Raw genomic sequence first — 23181 nt, 5'->3', positions numbered from 1 at the left:
AGCTTTTAATACTTTCTAATTTTACTTAATAGGAATAATAGCATATGCATAACTCATATTTTCAGCCTTAATTTGGTATTTTTCTAATGGTCTTGCCCACCAACTAGTATCGCCTCCAACGCCCATTTGCACATGGTCTATATTAACATTTACCAAATCTCTTGTTATTATATCGGTAGTATGACGTTGCTGTTTGGTTAGCCCTGCATCAAAATCTGAATTATACTGGTGGTGTGCACTAAAACTTAATAACTTTGGCCCCATTATTTTAATGCCCTTACCTTTGTTATTTGTAAGAGTTAGCCAACGTACATCTGTTCTATATCCATTTTCTTGAGGGCGTATGTAAGGAAAATATAAATGGGCTACACTAGAGTTATATTGACCAACAAATGCTGCAGTATTTCTATCTTGATAATTTTCTTGCGGCCCTCTACCGTACCAGTTCACCTGATCGTAATCTGTGTTTAAAATGAAATTATTTCCAAAGCGAGGGATATTAGGCAAATCTTTATTTACATCTTTAAGTGCATTGGTAACCGTTATTTGACCAGACGCATCAATTTTATAATCTATTTGTATTTTTGCCATATTATCTGGCAATTGATAAACTACTTTTAAATTTACCCAGTTGCTATTTAAGTTTTTATTCTTCAATGCCGATGCAATATCAACAACTCGGTTTCCATCTTTTAATTCTACAGAAATTAAAGTTTGATTTTCGGTGGCCTCTTTCCAAACTGAAAAATGTTTTGGCATATCAAATCCAAAATCATTATCGGTAGTAGCTCTCCAGAAATTAGGCTGAATACCTTGCATAAGTACATTGCCACTACCATAATCTAAAGCCTCTATTTTACCACTTTTCACATTAAAACTAGCTTTAAAATGACTTGATTTAAAGATAAGGGTATCATGTTGAGATAAAACGATAATACCATCATTTGAATTCGTTTTAAAAATAGGTGTGTATGCCCCAGTAATAAATTCTTCTTTAGCTACGGGATAGCCTTTAGGTAATAATGCTCTTTCGTTTTTTGTTGTAGCTAATAATTGAAGAGCATATTCACCAGAGTGTAAATCTATTTTAGGTAAATTAAGCGTTAATACTTTGGTTGCTCCGGGTTCTAGATCGAATGATTGGATTTGGCCATCTTCAATTTTATTTCCATCTTTAAAAAGCGACCATGAAAAATTGAATTTGTTTAAATTAGTAAAAAAGTACTCATTATAAACCGTTATTTGTCCGGTTTTAAAATTAACATCTTTAAAATGAATATCCTGATATACTTTTTTAAGTTCTTCCAACCCTGGATGTGCTGTTCGATCTGGATTAACAATACCATTTATACAGAAATTATCATCATGATGTAAGTGTCCAGCTCCTAAATCGCCTCCATAGGCCCAATATGGTTTGCCATCTTCAGTTGCAGTTAAAAGCCCTTGGTCTACCCAATCCCAAATAAAGCCTCCTTGCATGATATCGTATTTTCTAATAACATCCCAATAATCTTTAAAATTTCCAAGACTATTTCCCATGGCATGGGCGTACTCACATTGTATTAATGGACGTTTAGGGTTGTTTTCGGCATAATTTATCATTCGTGGAATTCTCCAATACATAGGGGCTTGAATATCTGTGTTTTCATAACCTGTAGCACCTTCATATTGCGTTGGACGTGTAGTATCGTGTTGTTTTAACCAATTATAAGTGGCCACAAAATTATCTCCATTTCCTGCTTCATTGCCTAGTGACCAAGTTACAATGGAAGGGTGGTTTTTATCGCGTTCGTACATTCTAATCGTTCTATCTAGGTGTACAGCTTTCCATTGTGGTGTATAGGCGGGATGTACTTTTTGAGCTTCTTTATTGTTATCTAAGCCTTGGTTTGTGGTTCCCATACCATGGCTTTCAATATTAGCTTCATCTATTACATAAAAACCATATTGATCGCATAATTCGTAAAAAAATGGATTTTTAGGATAATGACTACAACGTATAGCATTTACGTTGTTTTCCTTCATTAGTCTTAAATCTTTAAGGGTTAATTCTTCACTAACAACATGTCCCGTTTTTTCATCGTGATCATGAAGGTTTACTCCTTTTAATAAAATCGGTTTCCCATTTACTAAAAATTGATTGTTCTCTATTTTTATATTTCTAAAACCTGTTTTTAAGGAAGTGGCTTGCATCACGTTGCCATCAGCATCTTTAAGAGTTATTAATACGGTGTAGAGTTTTGGTGTTTCTGCGGTCCAAGGAATGATATTTGGAATACTTTCCCCATGCCCTCTAAATGCAGAACCGCCTGCAGCTATTTCAAATTCTTTTGAAATTCTTTTAAGTTCTCTTTCCCCATCTAAAAGTTTAATTTCATAATTTACCTTTTCGTTTTGCTTCGAATAAGTCCCCAACTCTATTCGTATGTCAAACATCCCCTGGCTGTAATCTGCCGATAAATCGCCTTTAATTTCAATATCGCTAATATAAACAGGATTCTCGGCCCTTAAATAGACATCGCGCTCAATACCACTTAATCTCCAAAAATCTTGATCTTCCATATAGCTACCGTCAGACCAGCGTAACACTTGCACGGCTATTTGATTTTCACCAGGTTTAAGGTGTTTGGTTACATTAAATTCAGCTGGAGTTTTACTCCCTTCGTTATAGCCAACCATTTGCCCATTTATATACACATACATAGCTCCACTTACACCTGCAAAATGTAAAAACACCTCTTTGTTTTTCCATTCTAATGGTATTTCAAAAGTTCGTTTATAGCTACCTACATTGTTAAAATTATGAGCGATATAAGGTGGGTTTTTAGGAAAAACATACCCTGCATTAACATAAATAGGGAGTCCAAAACCTTTTAACTCCCAGTTTGAAGGCACCGAAATAGTATCCCAACCTTTTAAACTAAAGTCTTCTTTATAAAAATCTTTGGGTCTTGCTTGTACACTATCGGCGTAATAAAAATTCCAAGTACCATTTAATGTTTTGTAAAAAGAAGAAGTTTTCCAATCTTTATTATTAAGCGCCTCATCAACACTAGAATAATTATAAAATGTAGCTCTTGGATCCTCTCTATTAATTTGAAATATTTCTGGGTTTTCCCATTCTGGGTTTTCCCAAACCGAAGCTACATAAATTGGTCGTTCTGCGGTTTTTAGTTCATTACAACTCAATAAAAGTACTGTTATACCTATAAACACCAATAATTTACTTGTTTTCATTGTTATGCATTTTTGTGTTAATCCCATACGATCTGTAGTTTCTTTTTAAACTATGGTAATCAAATACCAAATATTTTGTTGTTAAACTCATAAAAGAAAGCTGTTTTTAATAAAAAACAACCTTTTAAATTTATTATTAATAATTTTAAAGTCAATAAAAATTGATCATTAATAGCACTTTCTACTAAACTATAAAAGTGTTATTGGCATAAAGTAACATTTTGCATTTTTAATATACATTATTACTTTACAATCAATGTTCCCGTTTTTAGCACCGTATTTCCCTCTGTTAATTTATAAACATAATTTCCGTTTATTAAACCTTCACGATTTATAATTAATTCTTTACCATGTATGCCTTCAATTTTTTTAACTTCCTGCCCTAACAAAGTATAAATCATTAATGTTCCTTTACTCAACTTTCGTGAAAAACTAAAAGTACTTTGCGAAGAAAACGGCATAGGTATTATACTCACGTTATTCTTAGTAAACGCATTAGCGGAAAGCGTGTCTGTTAAATCCATAACAAATGTGGTAATGGAATATGCTGGTGAATTGTAAGACAATGTATTTTCAGCTAAAATTCCCTTTTCCGAAATAGATGATCGTGTTTTTTCGGTAGTATCTTCTCCTAGCCCCGAGCTTTCTCCAGAAGTTCGATAGGTTTTAAAGCTTGAAATATGAGAAAAGTTACTTAAATTTAAATTATAAGATTTTATATTATTTGTGCTATTCACTATTACAACCACCACTTCTTTATTATCTGGACTTAAAGCGGCTATGGTATTACCATGGTTTGTGTTAATTATTTTATAACCTACTTTTATAAAATTGGTCACATTTTTTCGACAATAAAATCCTCTTGTTTTATTTAAAACTGGGGTTTGAAACGGTGTATTTTCATTCCAATTTGTTTGATGTAATAGCCCCCAACCGTCATCTCTAGACATAAGCTGCCAATCGCACCACACTGTCGATTTTAGATTGCGTAAATCTTCCACCAACCGATAAGCCATATCATAATGCCTAATCCACCAAGCATTAGCAACAGGAGGTTTCCAACTTAAAGGTCCGGTTTCGGTTTGCCAAACAGGTTTATTTCCATTTGTTTCAGCAAAGGTTGCTAAATTAGCTTTGTCTAGCCATGTACCAGCATAACTATGTGTATTTATTTTAGCAATGCCATTATACTCATTTGGGTTATTATTTTTTAGGTTTGTTAAATTTGTTAAAGCTGAAGTTACTTTAGAATTATCGGCCGCTGCAAGTTTAATAAATGGAATATTTAAGGCCTTTTTTCTTTGCCATAGTCGCCATAAAACTTGCGCTTGAGTAGCGGCGTAAAATGCAGATCCCTCTTGATTCCCTCCTTTTTTCCAATACCCAGAAATAGGCTCATTGAAAGGCTCAATGTAACTAATATTCCAAGATGGATAATTAGAATTCAAAGCTCCTGTTACCGATGCTAAATAGTCGGCAAAATCATCATAAAATTCGGGTTTTAAGTTTTCTGAGGTTGCATTAACATGCCCTGCAACGCACTCACTATGTGTCATCCACCAAGGTGGCGAATAGGATATCATTTCGGTAATAATATCGCCTTTATCTGCTCTTAAAGCCGCTATCTTGTCCATAACCGCAATTTGCCTAGCATCGTTTGCTAAATTATAAGTCCCCCAGCCTTCACCATCGGCTTGAGGATTTCTGTAGCCAGGCATTTTACCTCCATCTGTTCTTATATGGTCTCCTTCTGTACAATTAGGATTTTCTCCCCCACCAATATTAAACCTAAATACGTTTAAGTTTAAATCGTTCACAGCGTATGCAGCAACTTCATCAATTGTAGCTTGCTCCATACCGCCTACTAAATTTGCCCACCACGCCAATGAAACCCCCCAACCTTCTATAGTTTGATGCTCTACCTGAGGATTAACAAGTACTTGTGTTTGTGAATTACACACAAAAACCATAAAACAAAACAAGGGTGATAAAAAAATATTTTTCATAGCGTACATCTTCATGGTGTTTATTATTAATTGTATCCGCTGCTATAAACGTCTTCTGCAGAAAACGTGCTACTTTTACCTTTAATCTTTATTTGTTCTAGATCCTTCATTATTATGGTTTTAGATGGATTAAAGTTATCGCTTTTCATGTACTCCAGTAGGCTATATCTCAATTGTCTCGCTACTGGCCTATTGCTTAAATCTGTAGTTAAATCTATAGCCGAAAACACTAGCTTACCTTGCCCTACATTAGCTTCAAACACATTAGACAGATGGTGGTTGGTTACAAAATTATCTATCACTCGAACTATTGGTGTTACGGCCAAGGAGTCTATAACTACAGATTTTGATTTTATACATAAGTCCCACCATTGCCAGTCGGTATGCGAACTTGTTGGAAAATGATTAAAAGCAGCATGCGCTTCATTTACCATAATTCCCATTGTTGCAGGCTGATCGGGAAAATGTACAGGGCTCCAAAAAACAGGTACAAAACGTCCTGTTGTACCTTGTAGCGCTTTATAATCGGGATTTAGCAACACGGTTTTTCCGTTATCTAATGCGTTTGATGCTTCTTGAAAAGAAGATGTAACGAGAACATCGGTTGATGCTGTAGAAACGGTTTTTGGATACACCCAAATATGCCAGCTATTTTTATATTTTGTGCCTGGCAAACTCACAGTTACTGTTAGCCTTTTAGCTATTTCGGTATCTAAAGGACAATGAATAACACCTAAGTCTACATTGTTACCTATAGTTAAATCTATATGATCTAAAACACCTTTTTTTACAACCGCACCAGCATCATCAGTAATACTCCAATCGATAGTTTGGTTCTCTATATCTTTAAAAAAATTAGCTATTTCTACCGAAGCTTGAAAGGCTTCACCAGACTGATAAACTGCTTTTTTAAACCTTAGTAACGGGACCAATTCACTATTAAATTGACTAAATTCTTCTGCGGAAATAACCCCTTTAGATTGCCAAAAGGCATTAAGTAATCCCACTAAAGCTGTTCCTTGCCCTGGAAAATCTTGAAGTTGTAATAATTGAAAACCATCAAAACTTGGTGTTTTTAATGCGCGTTCAATTTCTTCTTTGTATAATAACGCGGCTAATTTACCTGAATTATAAGTAAAGTCTGGGGCTAAATCAATTAAACCTTTCTTTTCCAATTCTAACTTAACCGCTTTAAAGTTAAGTGGATCCAGCACACCTGTATATTTTTCAATTTCAGCCATATCTGGATATACCGAGTATTGCCCAATTTCATGCGAAATTAAAGGAATTTCAATATGGCCGCTAGCAGATGTATAGTCAGCATCAAAATGTGGTGGTTTATCATTAAAAATACCTTGTCCGCGCACCCAACCTTTGTTTGTCCATTGCGTAATAAAAAATTCATCTTCTGGTTCTGGTCTTGTACCCATAGGTCTTTGAAATGAAAATGCGGTAGTAGCGTACAAGTGGCGGTTATCTTTTCCTTTTAAATCTGATACCATTTGATTAAGCACCTCTGCATTACCTTGTAATTCATTACCCATAGCCATAAAAAGAAATGAAGGATGATTTCCATAGTCTTTAATTATTTTATCGGCTTCCGCCTTTAAAAACGCTGTGGTGTTTTCATCTTTCCCTACTTTTAAGCTCCAATGTGGTAACTCCACTTGGCAGTAAAATCCGGCTTCGTCTGCAGCATCAAAAGCGGCTTTAGGAGGACACCAAGAGTGAAAGCGTAAATGATTTAATCCGTAAGCCTTTGCTTGTTTTATTAAGGTTGCCCAGTCTGATTTTTCCATTGGAGGATAACCTGTTAAAGGAAAAATAACACACTCTAAATTACCACGAAGAAAAATACGCTTACCATTTAGAGTTAAATTTCCATTATTATTTGATAGTCCTTTATATCCAAAACGTGTTTTTATAGTTCCTGTGTTGGTTGTAATTTTTAGAGTGTATAGTGCTGGATTAAACTCATCCCAAAACTCTAATGACTCTGGAGTATCTATTTGAAAACTAATGCTGATATTTTCATTTTTGGAATTAGTTATTATTTCATCGAACACGACCTCTCCTTTAGCTGATGTAATAACACATTGCATATTTTCATCTAATGGTACCGCTTGATTAAAAGCTATTTTTAAAGTACTATTTTCTATATTTGGATATACCTGAAGGTTTTCAGGCTCCTTATTACTTGAAGCTTTTAATAATATATTGCCTAAAATACCATTCCATTTTATTTGCGTATGGTTGGTGTAAGCATGTGCCATATCTTGATTAACAACATCTGGGTATTTTGTTCCTGCTACATTAATTAATGGATATTTATTAGAGTTATCAATGCATATCGTTAATAGGTGTTTACCTGGAGTTAAATATTTTGTTAAATCGTAATCATGGCTTCCAACAAGGCTATTGGCTGTATTAACGTGCTGGCCATCAACAAACACAGAAGATTCCCATATTACACGTTCTAAACTTAACGTAATGGATTTGTTATTCCAATTTTGGGGAATTTCAATTTCCTTTTGATACCATGCTTTACCAATATATTGATGTTTTCTGGTTAAATTAGACATCACATAATTATTAATTTCAGGCTTTAACGTGTTTGGTTTTCCTAAACCCGCATCATCTAAAGTTCCTGGCAAATTAATTGGTGTACCCGTAAATTTGCTACTAGCCCATTTATTAGTAATTCCTATATTAGTAGAATCTAATTTCACCTCCCATAGACCTGCCACGGAAAGGCTTTCTATTTTTGAAGAGTTACAACTACTAAATAAAGAAAGGGATATTACTGTAATCCAAAAAAAACGAAAAAGCTTCATATTTATATTGTTTAAATTTATTAATGTTTGGTAGCACTACGATATTCTTCTATTTTCATTATTTCTAAAAAATCCATACTTGCTGCCTTTACATTGTAATTGCTTTTAGGAGCTTTATGGACCGCCTTAATAATGTCTATAAATGGTGCTTTATTATCTTCATATAGCAGGTAGTTAATTGCCATTAACGCCAAATCCATATTATCATTCTGGCAAAACTGACTAAGGACCTGCATTGCTTTGTGGTTTTTAAAATGTTTATATAAAATAGCCGCTACAGTTATTGCTACTGGCGGATATTCATCATCTAAACCTTTTATCAGTTCACTCTTAAAACTGACTATTGAGGATTTATTTTGACTCAACAAACCAACTGCGCCCCAATATCTTTCAATATTATTGGTTTTTTTTAAGAGTTTTAGTTGTGCTTTTGCTACATTTTCACCTTGTTTTCCTGATAAATTGGCGGCTTCATAAATGTTTTTAAAAGGATACTTATCCTTATCTAATCGATACTCATAAACCGTTTGGGTTTTAGAAACTAATTCTATTTGGTATTCTGGCATAAAGTGAGCATCTCGAATTTTATGGATCTCCTTGTTTAATTGATTTCTCATGGTAATTAACACATCTTTATATTCCGGATTACCTACCAAGTTTTTAGTTTCCCAAATATCATTTTTAATATCATAAAGCACTTCTGCTGGACGTGGCTTAAAAATACTTTTTTGTAATGTATTTAATTTATTATTTTTAAAATCGGATCGCATGTGCTTAGTTATATCTGCCATTTCTATATATCGGATATACCGCATTTCTGGCATAAAAGGCATAAAATTTCGAGAATACACAAAACGGCCGTCTGTAATGGTTCTAGTTAAATCTATACCATTATCTGCACGATCTGAAGACAGCAATACATATTTTTTTTCTTTTGATCGATTGTCTCCAATTAAAATTCGCCCTTTAAGGTATTCTGGAATATGCCCACCAGTCATGCTTATAATGGTTGGTGCTAAATCTTCAAAAGTAATAAGTTCTTCACTTACTGTTCCTGCTTTACCCCATGGAGACAAATGCTTAAATTTTTCTGGAAACCAAATTACTAAAGGTACACGATATCCTAAGTTAATGCCGTTAGTTTTAGCTCTTGGTATGCCCTCGCCATGATCGGCAAAAAAGAAAATAATGGTATTTTCTTTTAAATTTTCATCTTCTAGCTTTTTTAAAAGTTGGCCTATTTTATTATCTGTAAGTTTAATAGCGTTATACACTCGTGCAAATTGCTTACGCATTTGTGGTGTATCCTTATAAAACGGAGGCATTTTAAATGCATGGTCTGCTATTTTATCATATTCACTAAGCTGGTTCCAAACGTTTTTCTCATACCATTCAAAAGGCATACTCATGGTTCTGGATTGATGAGATTCTGCAAAATTAAATACGGAGAAAAAAGGTTGTTCTTTATTTCTATTTTTCCAACTGGCCGTGTTTGAACTTTGGTTCCAAGTTTCTCTTATAAAATCTTTTTCTTTAGCAATATTATAATCGGTTTTAACATTATTAGATGTGTAGTAGCCTTGTGCTTTTAAATAATGCGGAAAACCTTTAATAAATTTAGGAATTGGGAAATTGCTTCTATGATTTCCGGTACCCATTTTATATGTTGGAACCCCTGTAATAATTGTAGATCTGCTGGAAGAGCAAACGGTACCTGTTGAAAATGCATTTGTAAAACGGATGCCTTCCTTAGCCAATTTATCAATAACTGGTGTACTAGCATCCTTATTACCATAACAACCAATAAACTGTGGCGAAGTATCTTCAATAGTAATCCACAAAATATTTGGTTTTACTTGGGCATAAATACTATTTATACAAAACAAAAACGCAACAGCAAGGGACAAAGGTTTCATAAATGGTTTATATTATTTTTTGAAAATTTTAGCCATTTCTTTTTCCATTATTTCAACTATTTCTGGATGTTCTTTATAAACATTATTATTTTCAGAAGGATCTACTTCTAAATTAAACAACTGAACTTCTTTTCTAAATCCTGGATCTACAAATTTATCCTCTATCCATTTTGGGATGGCTTTATTTTTAGGTTTAATGTACTTCCATTTCCCTTTTCTTAAGCCAAAAGTATAAGCTTCTTCAAGTAAAAATTCACGCCCTTGTTGCGTTTTTCCTAACCAAGTGTTTATTAAGTTTTTACTATCTGGAGCTGTACCTTTTTTTGTTTTTTCGCCCACTAAACTTGCTAGTGACGCAAACAAATCTACTTGTGATAATAAAGCAGAACTGGTAGTTCCTGCTTTAACTTCTTTAGGCCAATGCACTATAGTTGGCATACGTGTACCTGCTTCATAAATAGAGTATTTTGCACCTTTGAATGGACCGGCAGGTTTATGTTTACCTAATAATTCTATAGCGTAATCTAAATAACCATCATCTAAAATAGGCCCATTATCGCTAGTAAATATAATTAAGGTATTTTCTAAAAGATTGGCTTTTTTTAATTGCTCGGTAATTTGCCCTACACACCAATCCATTTGTGCAATAACATCTCCTCGCGGTCCCATGGTACTACTTTCAACAAATTTAATATTCGCTACTCTGGGTTGATGAATATCGTGTAATGAAAAATATAAAAAGAATTTATCAGATTTATTTTCCTCAATAAAGGCATTGGCTTTATCTGTAAGAACAAAAGGAATATCTTCATCGATCCATAAAGCATCCTTTCCACCATTCATGTAACCAATACGGCTAATACCATTTATAATAGCTCCTTGATGATAGGGATCTGTATGCATTTTTAACATTTCTGGATGTTCACGACCTAAAGGGTAACTATCTATTTTTGTTCCATAACTTACCGTAATAGGATCTGCTAAATCTAAGCCAACCACTTCTTGATTTTCTAAATATACACAAGGTGTTCTATCGCCCGTTGCCGGTATTAAAAAACTATAGTCAAACCCAACTTCTTTGGGTCCTGGCGAAACTCGCGTATTCCAATTTATTTTACCATTCCCGAGTCCTAAGTGCCATTTACCAACAACCCCTGTTTTATAACCAGCTTTCTGCAGCATGCTTGGTAAAGTTTCCTGTTTTGGATCTATAATTAAAGGAGCATCACCTTCTAATATAGCGGCATTATTTCTAAACGCATAACTGCCAGTAAGCAATGAATAGCGTGATGGTGTACATGTAGCAGAAGAACTATGAGCATCTGTAAAGTTTAAACCATTTTTAGCTAAAGCATCTACATGTGGTGTTTTAACCCCAATGGCACCATTAACCCCAATATCTCCATAACCTAAATCATCTACATAAATGATGACTATATTGGGATCGCTATTTTGAGCCATCCCAATATTAAATATCATCAACATAATTACAAATAGTAATCTTTTTGCTATTAATCTCATCTTTATTATGTTTTATTATGGACAGTAAGTTTTAGCTATTAACAAAACTCACTTCTAAATTGGCATGAATATGGGCTGGTAAATGAAAAGCCCTTTCGGTTACTTTACCAAAAGTTTTAATGGCTTCTTGTTGTTGCCCTAACCCGAGCTGCCCTAATCCAATTAAATAGTTACAATGAATTTGATTAATTATATTTAAATCTTCTTCCCAAATTAATAAATCGGGTAATGAAATAGCAAAATAATCGAGTTTTACATCATCATTCATGTGGGCTATACCGTAATTTAATAAATTTTCGAAACGGGTTTTAGCTTCACTACATCTATTTAATTTTTGTAATGCCAATCCTTGATAAAAGATTTTATCGGGTTGCTGGTCATTATAAAAAATAGCTGGACTTGGATCACTTAAACCTTCTGAGGCTTTCTCAAAAAACTGCTTAGCCAATTCTTGCTCTCCCAAACCTTCATAAGCACAACCTAACCAATAATGGATATCATTTTCTTGTGTTCCATGTAATTTACCTTCACCTAAATTATGAGGGTATATTTGTGCTTGTTCTAAATATTGAATTGCTTTTTGAAAATCCCCATTACCTATATATTGTTTAGCCAATTCTACTTGAACGGTTAAATATTGAAATGGCACTTTACCTTCGCCACCTTCCCAAGGGTGAAATTGGCGGTTATTTAATAAGGTTTCAGCTCGTTCAAAATTACCTTTCATATTATATAAGGCAATGCGTTCAAGGTATAAATCGTCTCTTGAATTTGTTAAATGTTCATACTTTTCTAAAAGCTCTAATCGAACGTCTACAGGTACATTTATTTTTTTATATAATTGATCTAGCTCCATTAATAATCTCGCATCTGTAGAATCTAACTTAAATGCGATTTCTAAATGCTCTTTCGCTTTATCTTTTTGGTTTGTTTTATTGTAATAAAGTAAAGCTAAATTACGATGCGCTATAGCAAAAGTATCATCTAATTTCACAGACATTTCTATACATTCTTGAGCTTCGAAATATTGCTTAGATGCATACCAAAAATTGCCAAGATAATAGTATGCTTTCGCATCGGTTGGGTTTGCTTTACAAGCTGCTTGTAGCGCTAATACTTCTTCTATCTTATTTGGAAAGCAATAGGTATCTGGCATTGTTGATGCTTTTTTGTAGCAAGCCAAAGCTTGTTCTGCATCTCCATTTTGATCAAAATACCATCCCATAAAATAGTGTATCATTGGGTACACCTCGGTTTTATCCTCTGTATGCGCTTTTAATATTGAAATAGCTTCGTTAAATTCTCCAGCTGCTGCATAATCTAAAGAAAACTCGATATAATTATGAGCATAATCTCTAATTAATGCTTTAAACGTATCTAAGTCTTCTTGTTTTTCTGATAACAAATAACGCTCGTATAATACACCAAAATTAAATTTATCGATAGCTAAGGATTCTTCAACTAGTTTTTTTGCTGCATCTAGTTGCCCAGATTTTCTTAGAATAACAATTTTTAAATGTCTCGCCTTGTGGTTATGCCAATTTTTAATTAGAGCTCGATCAATCAAATCTAATGCTTTTACTAGATCGCCACGTAAACAATCTATTTGAGCTAAATTAAAGTAGCCTGCATCTTGCCATTGTGCATTCCAACATGCTTTAAAGAAACTAGCATAAGCCTTATCCGTTTCACCTAAAAACCGGAGTGCCATACCTTTATTAAATAAAGGTTCACCATCATAAGGGTTTGGGTTATGGCTAAGGAGTGTATCAATAGCTTTATCAAAATAAACAACAGCTTTTTCTAACTGTCCTTTTCTTAAATTTAATAATCCCATAGCGTTATTGCATCGCACATCGCCAGGAGCTCTTTTTAAACCTTCCTCATAATAATCTATTGGGCTAAAGGTAGCATGTCGGTATTGTTCTAAATGCAATCCTTGTAAATATAGTCCTTCTACGGTTTCAATATCTTTTGGTTCTTTGGCTGCTTTTGCCGGTTCTGGTATTTCGGATGATACTTTTTTATCGGTTTCCCACGCGACTAAGGTATTCCCAGATTGATCTGAAACAGATATTTTTAAATCTGCATAATTAGAACCATTAAGTTCTACTAATTCTTCAAAACCATTTTCTGGAGACAAATTAGCCTTCGCTTCAAATAGCTCACCATGTTTTCCTTTTAACGCAATTATAGCGTTATTATAATCTGAAGTTACATAGACTTTTACTAACGCCTTACCATCTACAATTTCAAGGTTTACAAGCGCCTCTTTAGTAGCATTTTTTACCACTCCCACATTGTAGTAGGGCATAAAATATTGTTTAAAACTTTTCTCTTCATAAGGGTGCATCCAAGCAAAATCTGGTTGATTATCGGTGTAAACCCCACACATTAACTCGATATATGGTCCATCCTCGTCTGTTAAATTTCGGTCCCATGCTCTACCAAAATCGCCGTTACCCCAAGTCCATTGTTTTTTTCCTGGAGATACATTGTGGTCTGCAATATGAAGCAAACCTCCTTTAGAATCATTTTCGTAACCTCCAACAAAATCATATTCAGAATTTATTGCCATATAACTTGTTGGTACCGGAATATTTTTATAGTTTGAAATATCGGTACCTGGCGAATAATCAATTTTATAATATTCACCTTTTGCAATTGGAAATTCGGATACATCGCGCTTACCGTGATCGAAAACGGCATTTACATCTGGTGGAAATACGGACTGATAATGGTCGTTAACCGCTACTGCAGGATTAGCCCACCAAAGAAAAGTTTGGGGGTGTGGTGTCCTGTTATAAAGTTGTGCTTTAATTTCTATATAAGCTTTATCAGGATGTAAAGTAAAGCCAGCCATTCCTTTTGTACGGAACATACGCTCTAACTCGCTAACCCAAATGGTTTTACTACCATCTGCATTCTCTTCTATATAAAAATCGGTTGGATCATAGGTGCTTGGTCTATGGTGTTGAGGCCAATTAAACTCAATACCTCCAGAAATCCATGGACCAGTTAAGCCTACTAACGCAGGTTTTATAACGTGGTTATAATAAACAAAATCACGTTTTCTAATTTTATCGTAGGCCCTTTGAATTCTACCTCCTAAAGCAGGTAAAACCATAATTTTAATATACTTATTTTCGATAAAAATAGCTTCCCATTCTTTATCTACTTTGGTATCACTCATGGTTTCTATTACTGGGTGCGGATATACGGCACCACAACTTGCTTGATACACCCGTTTATCTAAAAAAACAGGATATTTTTCTGGTTTTCCAACTTCGTAAGTAGGTATCACTACTTTTTCTTTCCAAGCTTTTACAGTCTTCATAGTCTATGTTTTTGTCTGCTAAAAATTGCAGATTTTTAAATATGTTTTATTTTTTAAATAGTGCTTTTATTGTCTTTAAATTCACGTCAATTTTAGGCTCAAATTTATCACTCGCCATATAGGATTTTAAACTAAAAAGTAATTGTTTAGCTTCCAGTCTATTTTCAATATTAGTATGTAAATCTATTCCTGAAATCAATAAACTTCCTTTCCCTACTTTAACTTCGAAAATTAAAGCCGTTTTTCTATTTTGAAACCAATCATCAATAACTCTAACAACAGGTGTTATTTCTTTTGGAAAATCGTTTAAAATAATCGCGTTTGAATTGCTCATAGCATCCCACCACTGCCAGTTAGAATGATATTCTGTAGGGAAATGAGCTAAAGCAGGATGCTGCGGATTGCACAAAATACCTAAGGTGTGTGGTTTTTGTCCATTAGTCCAAGATGTATTCCAAAAAATACTAGAAAAACCAATTCCAATGTCCCCGCCTTTGTCTGCTGCAATGTCTCCTTTAGTAATGTTTAAAAGTACTTTACCTCCTTGTTCAAGATAATCGATAGTATTATTATCCAAAGTGTTAACCACTTTAATATTACTTTCATTTTCAATTTTAGTTTCCTTAGAAGGATATACCCAAACGTCCCAAGTATTTTCAAAGCGTTCTACTTGAACTGCCAATGTTAGTTTTAAGGCTTTATTAACCTTATTTAGAGGTACATTTAATTGCCCTAATGCTATACCATTTCCTAATTGAATGTTCGTTTCATTAAAATTTCCTTTAGCAAAAACACTACCATCTACTTTTGTTAAGGTCCAAGATGGAGTCACGTTGTTTAATGGTTTTGCTCCAAAATGAGCTACTTCAATAGATGCTTTTAAGGAATCGGAATTTTTAAAAATACGCTTTTCCAAACGCGCTAATGGAACGGTTTCATTACAAAATTTACTGTATTCCTCAGGAGTTACATATCCTTTTTCATCCCAAAAAGGATCTAAAACACCAACTAAAGCTGTTCCCTGACCAGGAAAATCATGCAAATCTAGCAATTGAAAACCTGCTAAATTTTTGGTTCTTAAATCGGCTTCAATATCTGCTTTATAGCATAAGGTTTGTAATTTACCTGATGCTAAAAGAAAACTATCGGCTAATTTTAACATGTCATTTTCTTCTAAAGTTTCTTTAAAAATCTCAAAGTTTTTTGGTTTTAAAACACCTGTGTATTTCGACATTTCTTTGAAATTAGGATACACACACCACTGTCCCATTTCATGAGTAACATAAGGCATTGGCGTTTTTTCTACTAAACCTTTATAATCATACGCTGTTTGTGGTGGATATTTATTTATTATACTTTCTAAATTCTGATTCCAACCTTGAATTCTAGGACCTTTATGGTTATAATAGTCTAAATTGTCTATAAGTGGCCATCCCGCAGCACTTGTATAAAGTCTTCTATTATCTAGCGTTTTAAAATGATCTACATAATTTTTTAAATATTCTTTATGATGTTTACCACTAGGCTCATTTCCATAGGTCATCATTACAAATGATGGATGATTACCATAAGCATTTATAATAGCTTCACCTTCTTTATACAGCCACTCATCAACAGGAGCACCATCTCCAATTGTAGTCCAAGCAGAGGCTTCTACCTGTAAATAAACTCCTAGTTCATCAGCTGCTTGAAAGGCTGCTTCTGGTGGACACCAAGAGTGAAAACGTACATGATTTAAACCATGGCTTTGGATAATTTTAAATATTCTTTTCCAAGAATCAACATCGGTTGGTGGGTAACCTGTTAATGGGAAAATAGCACATTCTAGTGTACCTCTTAAAAACACCGGCCTATCATTTATAGTAAAAATTGTACCTTTAGTTTTAAAATCTCGCATTCCAAAATCTATACTTTTTACATTGGTTCCTGAAGATGATTTTAAGGTTAAAATCATTTCATATAGATTAGGGCTAAACTCGTCCCAAAGTAATGGGTTTTCCCCCATAGGAAAATCTATATTAATTTCTCCTTTTGAATTTGGAGTTAATTTTTTTATTGTTTTTTCTAGAACCTGATCGGTATTGGTTTTACTTTTTACCTCCAATTGTAGTTCGTAGTTATTATCAGTAGCTACAAAATTTTTAATTTGGGTAACTACCGCTACTTTTTTCCCTTTTACATCTGGATATAGTTTTACATTTCCTATGTGGCTGTTTGACGTTGCTGTTAATTCAATATTACCAATAATACCGTTCCAGTTACTTTGTGTGTTATCGGAAATACTATGTGCATCTACGCCCACATCAATATCTTTAACTCTATTGTCTATTCTAATTGATATAGTATGTGAGCCTGGGGTTAAAATTTTACTTAAATTAAAGTTATGCGCGGTTGCCAAGCTATTTTGCATATCTATTTTTTCACCATCTACCCAAACTGTTGACTCCCAATGCACACGTTCTAACCCTAAATTGATATATTTATTTTCCCAAGAATTTGGAATATCAACCGTTTTTTGATACCATGCTGCTCCTTTATATTCTTTTACAGGTGTTAACCAAAAAGGTACTTTTACATTACCTTTTTGTCTGTATTTTTTCATTTTAGGATCCTTATACCATAAGCTATCATTCCACATATTACCTGTCCAGTTAGTTTCTACGGTAATATCGTTACCTAAACCATTCTCAGTCATAGAACCTGGTAAATTAATATGTTCTGACCATGTCTTTTGAAACCATTGTTCTTTAACACCTTGATCTAAAGAATCTATTTTAAAACTCCATTCTCCAGAAAGATTTATGCTTAACTCTTGTTTATGTTCACAAGCGTAGAACATCACAAGTAAATAGCTAAAAAAAATAATTTTTAAAGTTTGTTTTATTATCATTTGTTTTGTTTTTATTTGGATGTTAAAGCTTAAAATATTTGAAAATAGCATCAGCAACAAACTGATGCCCTTTTTGATTAATGTGATTATTTTGTGCCATGTAGCCAATTAATGGTTGTGTTTCTGCTAATTTTTTAAATAATGCATAGCTATCTACTAAACCTACTTTATACTTTTTAGCTAGTGCCCTAATTTGTTCGCTGTGCATAGCCAGTTTGGCATCTGAAGAAAAAATATCTTCATTTAAATCTGGGGTTGGTGTTAACAAAATAACTTTTGTTCCATAAGCTAGAGCTTCTTGTATCATTTGCTCCCAGGCTATTTTTGCCTTTTCTAGACCAATACCTCTGTCGTTCAAAGCATAATCTATAAAAAGCACATCGGGTTTATAAACCAACACATCGTTCTTAAATCGTTTTGCTCCTTGCGCTGCCTGCTCCCCTCCTATAGAGGTTGTTATAATATTGACTACAGCATACGGATAAAAATCATTTACTTTTTTTAAGGTGCGAAATGGGTAAGCCTGTAATCTATCTAACACGCCTCTAGTTGTGTACCCCGTAGGTACCGAATGCCCATGGAACACCAAATTAATAGTACGGTTTTTGGGCCATTTTACTTTTAATTCTTTTTTAAGAGAATCTAAATAATGGGTTACTATTTCTTCCTCTATGAGTGTTTTATTTTTTTGTGCATGTGTTAAATTTAAACACAACATAAAAAGCACTCCTAAAATGATTTTCTTTTTTAACATCACCTTTATCTTCTTTTTATTTATCTTTAGTAAGTTCTAATTCTATATCTTCCAAACTTTTACCCTTAGTTTCTGGTAATTTATTTTTAATAAACACAAACCCTAAGACACAAATAAAACTATAAACCCAAAAAGTTCCGAAGGCTCCTAAAGCATCATTTAAAATAGGGAATGTAAATGTTAAAATAAACGATGCTATCCATAAAGAAAATGTTGCTATAGACATGGCTATGCCTCGAATTTTATTTGGAAAAATTTCGGACAATACCACCCAAGTAATTGGTGCTAACGACATAGAATAAATAGCAATAGCTATAATTACCAAAAGTAATACGGGCCATCCGGTAAACTGCATATAATAAGCTCCTCCTAGAAGTGCATATACCACAGCCAAACCAACCGAACCAAAAAGCATTAATTTTCTACGTCCCCAACTATCCACAGTTCTCATAGCGACTAAAGTGAATATTAAATTTACACTACCAGTTATTACGATATTGAAAAGCATATCGCCTACGCTATACCCTGCTGCGGTAAATATTTCATCGGCATAATTAAAAATGATATTAATACCACACCACTGTTGAAATATTGCTAAAACAATACCTATAATTAAAATGGGCTTTACTTTAGGATTTTTAAAATCAGCAAATGCAATTTTTGCACTTCCCTTTTCTTGAAGTGTTTTTTTAATATTATCCAATTCGTTTAAAGCATAAGCTTTGCCTCCTATCTTACTTAATACTGTTTCTGCGGCAGTTTTATTTTCAATTTTCATTAAAAATCTTGGGCTTTTAGGAACTAAAAACATTAAAGCAAAAAATAGAATTGCAGGAATAAGTTCTGCCCAAAACATCCAACGCCAACCCATTTGACCATTCCAAGAGTTTAGAATCATACTTGGCGTGCTAGAGTCTAACACAGCATCTGCAATAAAAAAATTAGCTACTTGCGCAACCAAAATACCAATAACAAGTGTGAGCTGATTAATTGCTACAAACTGTCCCCTGTATTTTGCCGGTGCAATTTCAGCAATGTACATTGGAGACAATGTTGATGCTAATCCAATTCCTAATCCTCCTATTAGTCTATATACAATAAATGGGGTAAAATGATCTACATATCCTGTTCCAAAAGCGGATAGAGCAAATAATGCTGCCGAGAGTATTAAAGGTAACTTACGACCAAATTTATCGGCTACAAAACCGGAAATAACCGCACCAAAAATACAACCAATTAATGCGCTACTCATAGCCCACCCTTGGAGCGTTGGTAATTCACTTATATTAAAATATAATTCGTAAAATGGTTTTGCCCCGCCTATAACCACCCAATCGTAGCCAAATAAAAAGCCTCCCATGGCAGATACTAAAGCTAAAAAGAGCAAGTAACTGAAATTAAATTTTGTTTTTTCCATATTGTCTAGTTGATATATATTTTTTTTTAAAGATGGTTAGTCTTTTGTTAATAAACTACTGTTATACCAATCCTCGTTTGGTTTAAAATCTTCCTTTAAAAAATCTTTACGCTGTTTCTCTAAATTAGGTAACATTTTGTTTTTTCTACTTTTATAACGCTGCTTTGCCTTTGCATCATCATATTTTTCATAAGGTTGCGGTATACGAGCGTTTACACTTTTTAAATATGCATCTAACTGAGTTCTTAAATTTTCTACAACTTCTAGATTGTCTTTTGAAATGTCTTGATTTTCTCCTGGATCTAGAGATAAGTTATATAGCTCATCATGGCCATCTTCCCAGTAGTGAATTAATTTGTAAGCTTCTTTTCTTATTATACTTACAGGTTCCCCACCTTGGTTTCCGTAGTGCGGATAGTGCCAAAATAATGGTCTTGTATTCAATCCTTTTCCTTCTAAAAGTGGAACTAAACTAACCCCATCAATTACTTGTTTTGGATCTTTTTCTGCACCAACCAAATCTAATAATGTTGGATAAAAATCTATTCCAGACACCGGGTAATCAATAGTTTTTGGAGTGTTTTTTAACATTGGCGCTTTAATTAAATATGGTTCTCTAATACCACCTTCCCATTGGTAGCCTTTACCTCCTCGTAAAGGAAAGTTTGTTGTAGAAAAGGCATCACCACTAGCTACACCTCCATTATCTGAAGTAAAAACAACAATGGTATTTTTATCTAATCCAAGTTCCTTTAAGCGTTTTAAAACCACACCCACAGCGTCGTCCATAGATTCTATTAAGCCTGCATAAATAGGATTATCTTGAACGGTACGTATAGGTAAATTACGCTCCATTTTGTACCCAGATTCTGGAATTCCCTGTGCTTCTGCTTTATTTCTATATTTACTCCATTTAGCCTGCGTTGTTTCTATTGGGCCGTGCACAGCATAAAAAGATAAAAACGCAAAAAATGGTTCATCTTTATGCTCTGTTATAAAACTAGCTGTTTCATTGGCTAATCGCATGGTTAGGTTTTCTCCATCATGTTTGGCTTCTAATTTTGGGTTAGACCATGGAGCATAATATCCACCCTTTGGGCTACCAACTTCCCAGCCACCTATGTTAATTTCGAATCCATTATTTTCTGGTGTATGTGGCTCATCACCTAAATGCCATTTACCAGCAAAAAAGGTTTTATATCCGTTAGTTTTTAAAGCTTCTGCTATTGTAATATTATCCTCAGGAATGGCGTGATTGTATTCAGGAGGCATCACTTTTGTGTTATAATAATCTCCCCATTTTTCTCCGGTTGCCGCTCCAATCCAGTCTGTGACTCCGTGTCGCGCTGTGTATTGTCCAGACATAAGACTTGCTCTAGAAGGACTACATACTTGGCATGCCGCATAACCTTGTGTAAATTGCACACCGTCGTTTGCTAAACCATCAATATTTGGTGTTTCGTAATATTTACTGCCTGCATAACTTAAATCATGTGCACCTAAATCGTCTGCTAAAATGAAAACAATATTTGGCTTTTTGGCCGATTCATTTTTAACAACTACATCTTTGTTTTTACAACTATTCAAAAACATCGTTGTAAAACAAAGACAACAAACTAAACTAGACAATTTTTTAATCATTCTCATTTTTTATTTTTTTTACTTATTTAAACTACCAATCAAGGTGTTTACAGACCTTGCTTCAATACTAATATTTTTTGATTTTACTAAAATAGCCTCTAAATTTTTATCTTTTGAAGTGACGTACATCTTATCAAGTTGAAAATCAGAAATATTTATATTTTTATTTTCATTGCTATAATTAATGACTACAAGTGTAATTTCTGAAGTTTCTTTATTCAAATAACCCGAAATCATTAAGTCTTTATATTGCTCATTTAGTGTTTTATTATCCTTTAATGCCACCTCTATCCGAACCATATTAGGTTTAACAAATCGAGAATAATTACCTAAAGCCCACAATAGTTTTGATGCGTGAAATTCACCATTGGTTTGTAGAGATTTTTGATTGTACATATCGCCTTCAATACCCGTATCGAGATAAATGAGTCCATCCTTAAAATTCGCTATGGTTAAGGCTGTCCACCATTGCCATGAACTAGCATTGGCTAAAGTTAGATCTGCATGAATAACGCGGGCAACATACAAAGCTGTATCCATACCTAAATCTCTTTTACCACCCCCACCTATATCATCATTTTTTTCAAGAACACAAAACTCACTTTGCCAGTAATTAAGGTTAGGATATTCACTTAATTTATGATTCAACTTTTTTCTAATATCAATTAAACTATCTACTGGCCAAGTTGTAAAGTAACTGTGTCCTGTAATTTTATGATCAAGATGCTTTAAATCTATTTTTTTATTAAAAAAATAATCAATTTGATTTCCTCGTTCTGGTTTTCTATAATTAGAATACAACCAACGTAAATCTGCAGCTTCTCCCAATACTATTTTTGTGGATAATTTATTGGCTTCAATTCCTTGGTTTAATCGTTTTGTAAGTTCTAAAATATTGCTATTGGTTGCTGGCGTACCTTCTTGCGATTTTTTTTCCCAATCCCATTGAGGTTCATTTATAGGGCTTAAATAATTAAAGGTTATTCCTTTATTATCAAAATGCTTTAAGAATTGAATCATAAAACTTGAATAGTCTCCAAAATGCTCTGGTTTTAAGTTTATTTCTCCATCCTTATTATTTCCGTTATATCCTTTTCCATTTTTGGTCCATTGCACTGGAGCCGATATCGAAAACGCTAAAAACTTATCAACACCATAAAATTTTGCTTTATTTAAAAACCACTGCTGTCCTTCTTGCTTAGTCCAATTATACTCTCCCTTAGCATCTATAAAAGATTCTGCTCGTCTCCACTCATTTTTAATGCCCGATGCTTCACCCTGTTCTGCCGTACCAGCTCCAATATAAAAACGCCATATAGAAAGCCCTATTCCTTTTGGGTTTCCAGTATCATCTAACGCTTTACTAAATAACAGTTCTGCTATTTTTTCTTTCTTTCTTTCTGGCCAGTTTTTTCCAACAAATTGACATCTCCAAGCATCTGACGCCCCAAAACCTTCTATGGATTGAAATACATTATTATTTTTAATATCCACATTTAAAGACTGGGATTGAGCATTTAACATATCACTCATTAGAGAAATAAAGCATAATGCTAATAAAACATGTATAATTCTAATTTTAAATTGATTCATTTTAAATTTGAGTTAAAAAAAATAACAGTACTAAG

Annotated in this window: 11 protein-coding genes; all 11 read right to left on the bottom strand. The window is 33.8% G+C overall.

Annotated elements, in window-relative coordinates; all coding sequences use genetic code 11:
• Nucleotides 1–21 precede the first annotated feature (21 nt).
• The 11 genes from FQU21_RS03050 to FQU21_RS03000 all read right to left on the bottom strand — a co-directional run bounded on the left by FQU21_RS03050 (nucleotide 22) and on the right by FQU21_RS03000 (nucleotide 23146).
• Nucleotides 22–3237 (bottom strand): beta-galactosidase, LacZ type, encoded by a 3216-nt coding sequence (locus tag FQU21_RS03050; RefSeq protein WP_187269307.1) that lies wholly within the window; start codon nucleotides 3235–3237, stop codon nucleotides 22–24.
• Between the two features lie 242 nt (nucleotides 3238–3479).
• Entirely contained in the window at nucleotides 3480–5243 is a 1764-nt protein-coding gene (locus tag FQU21_RS03045; RefSeq protein ID WP_187269306.1) for a T9SS type A sorting domain-containing protein, read from the bottom strand.
• Between the two features lie 26 nt (nucleotides 5244–5269).
• Nucleotides 5270–8077 (bottom strand): sugar-binding domain-containing protein, encoded by a 2808-nt coding sequence (locus FQU21_RS03040; protein WP_147676544.1) that lies wholly within the window; start codon nucleotides 8075–8077, stop codon nucleotides 5270–5272.
• Nucleotides 8078–8097: 20 nt separating this feature from the next.
• Entirely contained in the window at nucleotides 8098–9993 is a 1896-nt protein-coding gene (locus FQU21_RS03035) for a sulfatase family protein (protein WP_147676543.1), read from the bottom strand.
• Between the two features lie 12 nt (nucleotides 9994–10005).
• Nucleotides 10006–11514 (bottom strand): sulfatase family protein, encoded by a 1509-nt coding sequence (locus FQU21_RS03030; RefSeq protein WP_187269305.1) that lies wholly within the window; start codon nucleotides 11512–11514, stop codon nucleotides 10006–10008.
• 31 nt (nucleotides 11515–11545) lie between these two features.
• On the bottom strand, nucleotides 11546–14851 hold the full coding sequence (locus FQU21_RS03025; RefSeq protein ID WP_147676542.1) for a DUF5107 domain-containing protein: 3306 nt from the start codon (nucleotides 14849–14851) through the stop codon (nucleotides 11546–11548).
• Between the two features lie 46 nt (nucleotides 14852–14897).
• Complete coding sequence (locus FQU21_RS03020) at nucleotides 14898–17741, bottom strand: sugar-binding domain-containing protein (RefSeq protein WP_147676541.1); 2844 nt, start codon at nucleotides 17739–17741, stop codon at nucleotides 14898–14900.
• A 22-nt stretch (nucleotides 17742–17763) separates the two neighbouring features.
• Nucleotides 17764–18495 (bottom strand): SGNH/GDSL hydrolase family protein, encoded by a 732-nt coding sequence (locus tag FQU21_RS03015; protein WP_222707983.1) that lies wholly within the window; start codon nucleotides 18493–18495, stop codon nucleotides 17764–17766.
• Between the two features lie 16 nt (nucleotides 18496–18511).
• A complete protein-coding gene (locus tag FQU21_RS03010) occupies nucleotides 18512–19912 on the bottom strand; it encodes a sugar porter family MFS transporter (protein WP_147676540.1) in 1401 nt (466 codons plus the stop codon).
• 36 nt (nucleotides 19913–19948) lie between these two features.
• A complete protein-coding gene (locus FQU21_RS03005; RefSeq protein WP_246124743.1) occupies nucleotides 19949–21505 on the bottom strand; it encodes a sulfatase in 1557 nt (518 codons plus the stop codon).
• Nucleotides 21506–21571: 66 nt separating this feature from the next.
• Complete coding sequence (locus tag FQU21_RS03000; RefSeq protein WP_147676538.1) at nucleotides 21572–23146, bottom strand: glycoside hydrolase; 1575 nt, start codon at nucleotides 23144–23146, stop codon at nucleotides 21572–21574.
• Nucleotides 23147–23181: the final 35 nt, after the last annotated feature.

The organism is Algibacter pacificus (assembly GCF_008033385.1).
GTDB lineage: Bacteria > Bacteroidota > Bacteroidia > Flavobacteriales > Flavobacteriaceae > Algibacter > Algibacter pacificus.
This window is presented reverse-complemented; position numbering and strand designations above follow the sequence as displayed.